9 protein-coding genes are annotated in these 10,056 nt (G+C 73.8%); 4 read left to right on the forward strand and 5 right to left on the reverse strand.

Going from position 1 to position 10,056, the window contains the following annotated elements; all coding sequences use genetic code 11:
• Window positions 1-2: 2 nt before the first annotated feature.
• The 4 genes from ACIO5D_RS02730 to ACIO5D_RS02745 all read left to right on the forward strand — a co-directional run bounded on the left by ACIO5D_RS02730 (window position 3) and on the right by ACIO5D_RS02745 (window position 4,072).
• Window positions 3-1,106, forward strand: a complete 1,104-nt coding sequence (locus ACIO5D_RS02730; RefSeq protein WP_400793722.1) for a 2Fe-2S iron-sulfur cluster-binding protein — start codon at window positions 3-5, stop codon at window positions 1,104-1,106.
• A 51-nt stretch (window positions 1,107-1,157) separates the two neighbouring features.
• Entirely contained in the window at window positions 1,158-1,970 is an 813-nt protein-coding gene (locus ACIO5D_RS02735; RefSeq protein ID WP_363608295.1) for a tryptophan 2,3-dioxygenase family protein, read from the forward strand.
• Window positions 1,963-2,841, forward strand: a complete 879-nt coding sequence (locus ACIO5D_RS02740; RefSeq protein WP_400793723.1) for an alpha/beta fold hydrolase — start codon at window positions 1,963-1,965, stop codon at window positions 2,839-2,841. The genes ACIO5D_RS02735 and ACIO5D_RS02740 overlap by 8 nt, the downstream gene beginning before the upstream one ends.
• A 169-nt stretch (window positions 2,842-3,010) precedes the next feature.
• The gene (locus ACIO5D_RS02745; protein WP_400793724.1) at window positions 3,011-4,072 is read left to right on the forward strand and encodes an SDR family NAD(P)-dependent oxidoreductase; all 1,062 of its coding nucleotides are present in this window, start codon (window positions 3,011-3,013) and stop codon (window positions 4,070-4,072) included.
• Window positions 4,073-4,358: 286 nt separating this feature from the next.
• On the opposite strand, the gene ACIO5D_RS02750 is transcribed toward ACIO5D_RS02745, so the two are convergent.
• The 5 genes from ACIO5D_RS02750 to ACIO5D_RS02770 form a co-directional block, all read right to left on the reverse strand.
• The gene (locus ACIO5D_RS02750; RefSeq protein WP_363608289.1) at window positions 4,359-5,168 is read right to left on the reverse strand and encodes a helix-turn-helix transcriptional regulator; all 810 of its coding nucleotides are present in this window, start codon (window positions 5,166-5,168) and stop codon (window positions 4,359-4,361) included.
• 290 nt (window positions 5,169-5,458) lie between these two features.
• A complete protein-coding gene (locus ACIO5D_RS02755; protein WP_400793725.1) occupies window positions 5,459-6,487 on the reverse strand; it encodes a carboxymuconolactone decarboxylase family protein in 1,029 nt (342 codons plus the stop codon).
• A 133-nt stretch (window positions 6,488-6,620) separates the two neighbouring features.
• The gene (locus ACIO5D_RS02760) at window positions 6,621-7,496 is read right to left on the reverse strand and encodes an SDR family NAD(P)-dependent oxidoreductase (protein WP_363608285.1); all 876 of its coding nucleotides are present in this window, start codon (window positions 7,494-7,496) and stop codon (window positions 6,621-6,623) included.
• Window positions 7,493-8,152: a carboxymuconolactone decarboxylase family protein gene (locus ACIO5D_RS02765; RefSeq protein ID WP_400793726.1), complete on the reverse strand. Its 660-nt coding sequence runs from the start codon at window positions 8,150-8,152 to the stop codon at window positions 7,493-7,495. Before ACIO5D_RS02765 ends, ACIO5D_RS02760 begins: the two co-directional genes overlap by 4 nt.
• Before the next feature lie 315 nt (window positions 8,153-8,467).
• On the reverse strand, window positions 8,468-10,021 hold the full coding sequence (locus ACIO5D_RS02770; protein ID WP_400652720.1) for a GMC family oxidoreductase: 1,554 nt from the start codon (window positions 10,019-10,021) through the stop codon (window positions 8,468-8,470).
• Window positions 10,022-10,056: the final 35 nt, after the last annotated feature.

Below are 10,056 nucleotides of genomic sequence, written 5' to 3' on the forward strand. Positions count from 1 at the left end.
TCATGACAGCGATAGCGGCGGCCGCCCCGCCCCGCACGCCCGGCTGGCACCGGCTGCGCGTCGCGGGCCTGGACCGGCTCACCGACGACGCCGTGGCGATCCGCCTCGACCTGCCCGACCCGCTCGCCCCGGCCTTCGCCCACCGGCCGGGACAGCACGTCGTGGTCCGCCACCGGGGGCCGCGGGGCGAACTGCGCCGCAGCTACTCGCTCTGCCCGCCGCCCGGCGAACCGCGGACGCTGCGCCTGGTCGTCCGCCGGCTCGGCCCCGGCGGCTTCGCGGACCACGCCACGACCGCGCTCGCCGCCGGCGACACCCTCGAACTCTCCACGCCCACCGGCGGGTTCGCCCTCGCCGACCGCCCCGGCGAGCACCATGTGATGATCGGCGGCGGCAGCGGCATCACCCCGCTGCTCGCCATGGCCGCGCACGCCCTGCGCACCGACCCGCACGCCAGGGTCTCCCTGGTCCACGCGGTGCCGACCGCCCGCGCCGCCCTGCTCGCCGACGAACTCGCCGACCTCAAGGACGCCCACCTGCGGCGGTTCACCGCCCTCCATGTGCTCTCCCGCGAGAGCCGGGAGAGCGAACTGCTCTCCGGCCGGATCGACGAGGAACGGCTGCCCGGCCTGCTGACCCTGCTCGGCGCCGCCCCCGGCGACCCGTGCTCCTTCTACCTCTGCGGCCCCTGGGGGCTGGTGCGGACCGCCCGGTCGGCGCTCGCCCGCTGGGGCGCCGAACCGGACCGGATCCACTGCGAGTTCTTCACCGCCGACGACACCCCGGCACCGGCCGCCGCCCCCGACGCCCGCACCGCGGGCCGCCCGATCACCGTACGGCTGGCCGGCCGCACCAGCGCGGTCACCATGGCACCCGGCGACCGCGTCGTCCTGGACGCGGTGCTGCGCGCCCGGCCCGAGACCCCGTACTCCTGCCGCGACGGCCTCTGCGGCGCCTGCCGGGCCAGGGTCGTCCGCGGCGCCGTCCGGATGGACCGCCACTACGCGCTCGGCGAGCGCGAGGTGGCCGAGGGCTGCGTGCTCACCTGCCGGGCCCGGCCGGAGCCGGACGCCACCGGCGAGATCGCCCTCGACTTCGACCTCTGACACCGCTGACCGGCCGTCCCGGTCGACAGCCCCGATTCCCACGGAGTCCTCATGACCGACGCACCGTTCCTGGAATTCCAGGGAGTGACCCCCTACGAGGACTACGTCCACGCGGACCTCCTCGCCTCGCTCCAGCAGCCGCTGACCGACGCCCCCGACGAGATGGGCTTCCTGGTCACCGCACAGGTGATGGAGCTGTGGTTCGCCCTCACCGTGCACGAGTGGCGCTCCGCCGGAGAGGCGCTGTCCAAGGACGACCCCGAGGCCGCGCTCGACGCCCTGCGCCGCAGCGCCCGCGCCCACCGGGCGCTCAACGACTCCTGGCACCCCATCGCGACCCTCACCCCCGGCCGCTTCAACTCCTTCCGCGCCGCCTTCGGCAAGGCCTCCGGCTTCCAGTCGGCGATGTACCGGCAGATGGAGTTCCTGCTCGGGGACAAGTCCCGCCCGATGGTCGACTCCTACCGGGGCCACCGGGCGGCGCACGAGGCGCTGGAGGCCGCGCTCGTCCGGCCGTCGCTCTACGACGAGGTGCTGCAGTTCCTGTACCGCCGGGGCCTGCCCGTCCCCGAGGCGGTCCGCGAGCGCGACGTCACCGAGCCCTACCGCCCGGACCCGGGCGTCGAGGAGGTGTGGCGCCGGATCTACGCGGGGCCCGCGCACGACCCGCTGCTCACCCTGGCGGAGACCCTCACCGACATCGCCGAACTGGTGCTGCGCTGGCGCGCCGACCATGTGCTGGTCGTCCGGCGGGCGATGGGCGCCAAGACGGGCAGCGGCGGCTCACCGGGCGTGGTCTGGCTGGAACAGCGCGCCGCCCGGCCGGTCTTCCCCGAGCTCTGGACGGCCCGCAGCCATGTCTGACGCCCCCGGCACCCCCGATGTCCCGGCCCCCGCACCCCGCGTCCGCCCGCCGCTCTCCGCCCAGGGCGCCGAGGAGGAACGCCGCGTCCTCTCCCTGAAACCGGTGCTCGCGCCCGCGCGCGGCTCCTACGGCGGCCATCCGCACCAGACCTACGACCTCTGGACGGCGAACCGGCCGGACGCCCCGCTGGTCGTGCTGCTGCACGGCGGCTACTGGCGCTACGACCGGCTGCACCTGACGCCGTTCGCCGCCCACCTCGCCCGCCAGGGCTTCGACGTCCTGCTGCCGGGCTTCCGCCGCGCGGGCGGCGCCGGCGGCTACCCGGCGACCTTCGACGACGTCGCCCGGGCCGTGGACACCCTGCCCGCCGGGCGGCCCTACATCCTGGCCGGCCACTGCTCCGGCGGGCACCTGGCCCTGTGGGCCGCCGCCCGGGCGCTGCTCCCCGAGGACTCGCCCTGGTGCAGCACCCGGCTGCCGGACGCCGTGCTCGGGCTCGCGCCGATCACCGACCTGGCCGGCGTGATCCGCGACGGCCTCAGCGACGACGCCGGGCTGCTCCTGCTCGGCGGTGACGGCCCGGCCGTCGAACGGCTGCCCGCGGTGGACCCGCTGACGCTGCTGCGCGGCGCGGGCACCACCGGCGTGCCGACGGTCGTCCTGCGCGGGGCGAACGACGAGGAGCTGCCGCACGACCAGTTCACCGGCTACCTGGCCGCGCACCGGGACGCGCGGGAGATCGTGCTGCCGGGCACCGGGCACTACACCCTGATCGAGCCGGGCTCGCCGGCCGCCGGCTCCGTCGTCCGGGCGCTCACCGACCTCGCGGCCGGCCTGCCCGGCCGAACCCCGCCCGGCCGCACCGCCTGACCGAACCCGGCCCGGCCGAACCACCTGGCCAGGGGGCGGGGTTCGGCCCACGGGGGGCACGCTGTGAGAAGACGCCGTCCACCCCGCTGCGGCACGATGGCCGGGCCACCGCGTCCACCCGGACCGGCCGGCTGAACGGGACCGTCGTACGGCCGAGGGTGGAGGGCTCATGCTGGTCTGTGTCACGGGGGGAACCGGGTTCGTCGGCGCCCATTCGGTAGCGGCGGTTCTCGCGGCGGGCTGCCGGGTACGCCTGCTGGTCCGCGATCCGGCGGCGGTGGGCCGGGCGCTCGGGCCGCTGGGCGTCGACCCGGCCCGGGTCGAGGTGGTGGTCGGCGACGTCACGGATCCCGACGCGGTGGCCCGGGCGGTCACGGGAGCGGACGCGGTGCTGCACGCGGCCTCCGTCTACTCCTTCGACAGCAGGAAGTACGCGCAGGTGCGCCGCGTCAACGTGCAGGGCACCGGGCTGGTCATCGAGGCCGCCCGCCGGGCCGGGGCCGACCCGGTCGTCCATGTCTCCAGCGTCGGAGCGCTCTTCCCCTCCCCGCAGGCCGAGCTGGGCGCGCACTCGCCGGTCGGGCGGCCGCGGGAGGCCTACCTGGCGAGCAAGGCGGCGGCCGACCTGCTCGCGCGCGGGCACCAGGAGGCGGGCGCCCCGGTGGTGATCAGCTACCCGCCGGCGCTGCTGGGGCCGCACGATCCGTACCTGGGTGACCAGAACGCGCGGCTGCGCAACGAGTTGCGCGGCCTGATGCCGCTCTGGCCGTCGGGCGGGCTCCCGCTCGGGGACGTCCGGGACACCGCGGCCCTGCACGCCGCGCTGGTCACCAGGCCGGCCGGCCGAGTCCCCGCCGCCGACCGGTACTTCGCGCCCGGGCGGTTTCTGACGACCCGTCAGTATGTCGAGGCGGTGGGGGAGGTGACCGGTCGGTGGCTGCCGGCCGGGTATCTGCCCGCCCGGGCGATGTTCCCGGTCGGCCGACTGGTCGGGCTGCTGCAGCATGTGTGGCCGTGGTACATCCCGGCGGAGTTCGGCGCGGTCTACACCTGCGCGGTGGCGGCGCCGGTGGCCGCGGACGCGCCGTCGCTGGGGCTGCGGGCGCGACCGCTCGCGCAGACCCTGGCCGACACCGTCGGCTGGCTGCACCGCTCGGGGCGGATCTCCGCCCGGCAGGCCGGCCGGGCGGCCGGCGGGCACCCGGATACCGTCGCGTCCGGCCGGGTCTGAGCGCGTCCGGGTCGGTGCGTCCGGTCCGGGCGAGGCCGGTCCGAGCGAGGCCGGGCGGGCCCGGTCGGAGGCGGGCCGGGGCGGGACCGGCGGTCGGGCTTCCGGCGGCGGGACACCCTGGTCCCGGCCTGCTCCCCGAGGCCGTCCGCGGTGGGGGTGACGCGGCAGGGCACGGCTCGGCGGGCATGGTCGGCAGGGCACGACACGGCACGGTGGGGCGTGGTCGGCCGGTTCGTTCGACGGCACACCGGCCGGCGGTCCGGGGTGACGGGTCTCGGTCCGGCCGTCAGGCCGGGTACGCCTGCTGGGTCAGCTCGGACCGCGCCTCGCGGCTCCACGGCGAGGACGCCGCGGGTGTGCACGCGGATCCCGAGAAGTGGCAGTCCAGTTCGGGCAGGGCGAGCAGGATCGGCATGTCCAGCAGACAGAGCGGTCTGGTGTCGATGTCGGCCTCGGCGCGGCCGCTGCGGACCGTCATCGGCGCGCTCGACCCGACGAACAGCGGCTGGTGCGAGCGCCGGCGGGGCTGGGAGTCCAGCGCGAGGACGGTGGCGCGGACGTACCAGAGCCCGTCGGGCAGCGCGTCGAGCCGGTAGCGCCCGGGGCCGTTCAGGACGGCGCAGGCCACCGGGAAACCCTGCACGATCGGTTCCTTGAAAGCCCCGACATAGACCCGGACGGCGCCTTCGGTGGGCGGCACGGTGACCGATCCGGTGACCGTGGAGACCCGTTGTCCTAAACCTGCCGCCGGCGGGCGGTTAATATCGTGAATTCCGGTTCGGGTAAACGCGCGAAATCGCGCCGGCGACATTCCGACGCTCCGGGTGAAACGGCTGGTGAATGTTCCGAGGCTGTTGTAACCGACCTGATAGGAGATGTCGGTGACGCTCAGCAGGGTGTGCTGGAGCAGGCCCTTGGCCTTGAACAGGCGGATGGCGGTCAGGAATCTGCCGGGGGAGGTGCCGGTCTGGTCTCTGAAGACACGGGAGAAGTAGAACTTGCTGAGGATGGCGGTGTCGGCCAGGTCGGCCAGCGAGAGCGGCTCGTTGTAGTGGTCCCACATCGTGTTGATCGCACGCTCGACAGCAGCCCGCATGACATCTCTCCAATCGGGGGAAGAGGTGCGCGGCATGAGACCGCGGGCGCCGCGGGAAGCGGCGCCCGGATCAGATGGCGCATGGAACCGGCCGGGCGCAGCCTCCGTCGAGCCTGTGGCGGCGCGCGGCCGTGGAATTCCGCCGATTCGGCGGGACGCTCTGTTCCGTTAGTGGAGAAACCGTCGTCAATTTGTGATGCCCCCGTGTTATGGGCCGTTACGTTAGCGGAGTCGTATGTCGAACTCAAGGTCACGCCCGAGGTTCGGGTCATGCCCGGGCGGGGTAGCCCTCAATGGCCGGTGACGTCCTTCCGGCCGGTCTGCCGGTAGGTCCGGTCGCCGATTCGGCGGGCCGCCTCGAAGCTCGCCCAGGCGGTGATTTCGACGATGTCGCGGTCGGTCCGGCCGGGCCGCGCGGCGGCGACGGTCCGGTCGTCGACGCGGTAGGAGGCCATCGCGCTGAGCAGGGCCAGCCGGCCCGCCGGCCGGTCCTCGGCCGACAGGCCGGCCAGCGCCCGCTCCGGCCAGGGGGTGCCGAGCCCCGGCGGCTGCCCGTCCCACTGGTCGAGTTCGGCGGTCACCACGGTCCGGACGGCGGCCGGAACGGCCCGGCGGCCGGCCTCGTCGAGGGCGGCGCAGGCCCGGGCGAAGGCGTCCGCGACGCTCGGCTCGCCCGCCGCCCAGCGGAGGTCCTCCGGCAGCTCGGCCGCGGGGAGCAGGCCGTGATTGCGCGAGCGCGGGGAGGCCGTCCGGCCCGCCGAGCGGATCAGCCAGGTGAGCACCCGCAGGACCGGGCCGAGCGAGGTCCTGGGGGCGCCGGGCGGCAGCGGGACTTCGCTCAGGAAGACGTTGACCATCCGGTTGAGGTAGTGCATCACCACCAGGGTCCCGATCAGTTCGGGCACTTCGTCCGCCGGGATGGGGTCGGGCAGCCCGTCGCCGCCCGCGACGGTGGCGGGCTGCCCCGGACCGGCGCCGCCGCCGGGCAGCAGCACCGCCAGGGTCGCGGCGTGCATCCGGACGCAGAAGGGGCAGGAGTTGGCCTCGGAGACCGCGACGGCCACCGCCTCCTTCGCCGCCCGCCGCGCCCGGCCGGGGGCGACCAGCGAGGCGCGGAGGATCAGCCAGCTCGCGGTCATCACGTCCGGCGCGGGGGAGTGCAGTGCGATGGGAGGGGCGAGCACCCCGAAGTCGCGCTCCACCTCCCGGTAGACGCGGCGTACGGGCAGTCCGCCGCTGTGGTAGCCGGCCGGCGAGACGTGGCGGATCTGGGCGAGCGACAGGTTGCGCAGCCCGCGTTGGACGATTCTTCGGTGCACGCGGTTCCCCTGTAGTAGGTGTGTGGGCCGGAGGGACGGGAACGGGGCCGGACGTCCGGTGGGCGCCGGCGGGACCGGCGGTGGTTGGGGAGTCCGACTGAGTGACAGTCAGGAACGTTCGGTGGACCGCATGTTAAGGGATCGGGAAGAAAGCTCGCACAAATCGCTCGAACATGCGGTCACCGATGGTCCAGCGCATCCGGGGCAGCAGCCGGGACGGGACCCCGATCCGGTACCTGATCCTCGGGTTGTCGCTGGCCACCGCCCGCTCCACGACCTTGGCGACCGTCTCGGCCCGGACCGCCATCCGCCCGCGGCCGGTGGGGTGTTCGGTCTCGCGGTAGGCCCCGTGCCAGTCGACGAAGTGCTCCCAGAACGCGTCGTACAGGCCGGACTTCTCCTGGCCGGACATCCCGAGGTCGGCGACGCTGGTCGGCACGAAGCCGCCGAGGATCGGCGAGGGCTCGACCAGGACCACCTTGATCCCGACATGGGCGACCTCGTGCCGCAGCGAGTCCCCGATGGCCTCCAGCGCGTGCTTGGTGGCCTGGTAGTAGCCGCGCCCGGGGGTGGCGAACTGCCCGAAGATCGAGGACATCATCACGATCCGGCCCTGCCCCTGCTCGCGCATGCCGGGCAGGACCAGCTGGGTCAGCCGGGAGAGCCCGAAGACATTGGTCTCGAACTGCCGGCGGACCTCCTCGATCGGCGTCTCGCCGATGGTCCCGTTGAGGCTGTAGGCCGCGTTGTTGACGAGCACGCCCACCGCGCCGTGTTCGGCGGTGATCCGCTCCACCGCCGCCAGCATCGACTTCTCGTCGGTCACGTCCAGGCGCATCGTGGTGATGCCCTCCGCGGCGAGCGGCGCGAGCATCTCGGGGTCGCGGGCGGTCGCGTACACCGGCCAGCCGGCCCGGTGCAGCCGGAGTGCGACGGCCCGGCCGGTGCCCGAGGAGAGGCCGGTGCCGGAGGAGGCGCCGGTGAGCAGAACGGCGCGGGAGGCGTTCACCGGGCGGCGTCCTCGGTGTCCCCGGCGTCCCCGGTCGCCTGCTCCCCGGTGTCCTGCTCCTCGGTGTCCTGCCGGGAGATCCGGCTCTCGCGGACCGTCGTGCCGAGCCCGAGGCCGTCGACCAGCCGCGTGATGAAGTTGAACAGCGCGGCGACGAAGACCGCCTCCAGCAGTTCCTCGTCGTTCCACCCCGCGGCGGCGGCCCGCTGCCAGTCCTCGTCGGTGACCCGGTAGGCGCCGGTGGTCACCTTGGTGACCAGCCGCAGCAGTTCGGCGGTGGGCGCGTCGACGGGCAGCTCGTCGGGGGAGCTCGCGACGGTGATGGCGTCGGCGAGCTCCTTGCTGCCGCCGAACTGGAGCAGGAACCAGTTGTGCGTCCCGACGCAGTACGGGCAGCCGCAGACCTTCGACGTCCAGGCGGAGATGAGTTCCCGGGTGCCGCGCGGCAGCACGCCGTCGCTGAAGACCCCGGAATAGCCGGCGAGTACCACCTCCAGGAGGGCCGGCCGGGCGGATACCAGCCGGAACATGTCCGGAACGAAGGGAAGCTTCGTCGTCTCCTTGATGCGCTCGTACAGTTCCGCGGTGCGGCCGGTGGCCTCGGATTCGGACACCATCGGGACACGGACCCCGGGGATCTGCTGCTGCTCCGTCATGCCAATCTCTCCTGCTCTCCGAGTGGTTCGGATATTCCGCGGACGGTGATTTCGGTGCTTTGCTTTCCCACGATGGTGGCACCGGGCGGTCGGTCTGGTGTCTCCGAGATTGCCCTCTGCCAGGTGGATTGAACGACCGGTCGGCCGGTTGGTCAAAGGCCGGACCGGGCACGGGTATTGGTCATTTCGGCCGACCGGCGTCCCGGGTACGCGAACGGCCCCGGGCCCGTCCGCCTGGTACGCGAACGGCCCCGGGCCCGTCCGCCTGGTACGCGAACGGGCCCGGGGCCGGCCGGCCGTGGCGGCCGGTGGCGGTCAGTCGCGGCTCAGCCAGTCCGCCAGCCGCTCGCCGATCATGATCGAGGTCAGGTTGGTGTTGCAGCTGACGATGTTCGGCATCACGGAGGCGTCGGCCACGTACAGGCCGTCGACACCGTGGACGCGCAGGTACTGGTCGACCACGGCGCCCGGGTCGTCGGCCGGCCCCATCCGGGCGGTGCCGACCGGGTGGTAGGCGCTGTCCAGGCTGACCCGGATGTACTGGCGCACCATGTCGTCCTGCTCGACGAGCCGCTCGTTGAGCACGATGAAGGACTCGCCGTACGGGCGGACGTCCGGGTGGTTGGCCAGCTGCCAGCAGGTGCGGACGCCGTCGGCGAGGATCCGCATGTCCCGCTCGGTGGAGAGGAAGTTCAGCCGGACGTCGGGCGCGGCCGCGGGGTCGGCGGAGGTGAGGGTGATCCGGCCGCGGGACTCGGGCCGCTGGTGGACGACCATGACGCCGAGGATGACCATGCCGCCGGCCAGCATCTGGAGGTCCGGGAAGAGTGTCAGGTCGAAGTGGTTGACCATGTAGAACTGCAGGTCGTTGAACTGGTCGGAGTCCTCGGCGGTGGTGCGCAGGATGGTCTGCAGGAACGGTGCCGCGGTGTCCACGGCGCCGGGCCGGGGCACCATGAAGACGCCGGTCCGCGGGTGGTCGATCAGGTTGGCGCCCACGCCCGGCAGGTCGGTCCGGACCGCGATGCCGTGGCGGGCCAGCTCGTCGGCCGGGCCGATGCCCGAACGCATCAGGATGGCGGGGGAGTTGACAGCGCCGGCGGACAGCACGACCCGGCGGCCGAGCAGTTGCTCGGCCGCGCCGCCCGCGGTGGACACCTCCACGCCCGTGGCGCGCCCGTCCTCCAGCAGCACGCGGTGGACGAGGACGCCGGGCCGGATGGTGAGGTTGGGGCGCTCGCGCACCTCGGCGGTCAGGTAGGCCATCGCGGTGGAGACCCGGACGTCCAGCGGCTCGCGCCGGTTGGAGGGGATCGGGCCGACGCCGGTCGCCTCGGGGTCGTTGTGGTCCTTGACCTCGGGGTATCCGGCGTCCAGGGCGGCCTGCAGGAACCCCCGCTGGATGTCGGTCAGTTCGTCGGGCTGCCAGCGGCGCACCGGGTACGGGCCGCCCCGGCCGTGCACTTCGCCCTGGTCGTGGTCGGCGTCGTCCTCCAGGCGGCGGAAGAACGGCAGGACCTTCTCCCAGGACCACTCGGGGTTTCCGACGGCGGCCCACTCGTCGTAGTCCTGCGGCACGCCGCGCAGGGCGATGGTGGCGCCCACCGCCGAGGAGCCGCCGGTCACCTTGCCGCGCGGGAAGCGGACCCGCCGGCCGTCGGCGATCTCGGCCCGGTACTTCCAGTCGTGCTCGTCCAGCGACATCGCGGCGCCGCTGCGGAGGTCCTCGGGGGTCCCGTCGATGTCCGGAAAGTCCGGGCCGGCCTCCAGCAGCAGGACCCGGCGGGAGGGATCGGCGCTGAGCCGGGCAGCCAGGGCTGCGCCGGCCGAGCCTGATCCGACAATGATCTCGTCGTACGTCTCTGTCATGACATGTCCTCGCGGCGTAGTACCGGTGGCGGCAC

This window comes from Kitasatospora sp. NPDC087315 (genome assembly GCF_044744345.1).
In the GTDB taxonomy this organism is placed as follows: domain Bacteria; phylum Actinomycetota; class Actinomycetes; order Streptomycetales; family Streptomycetaceae; genus Kitasatospora.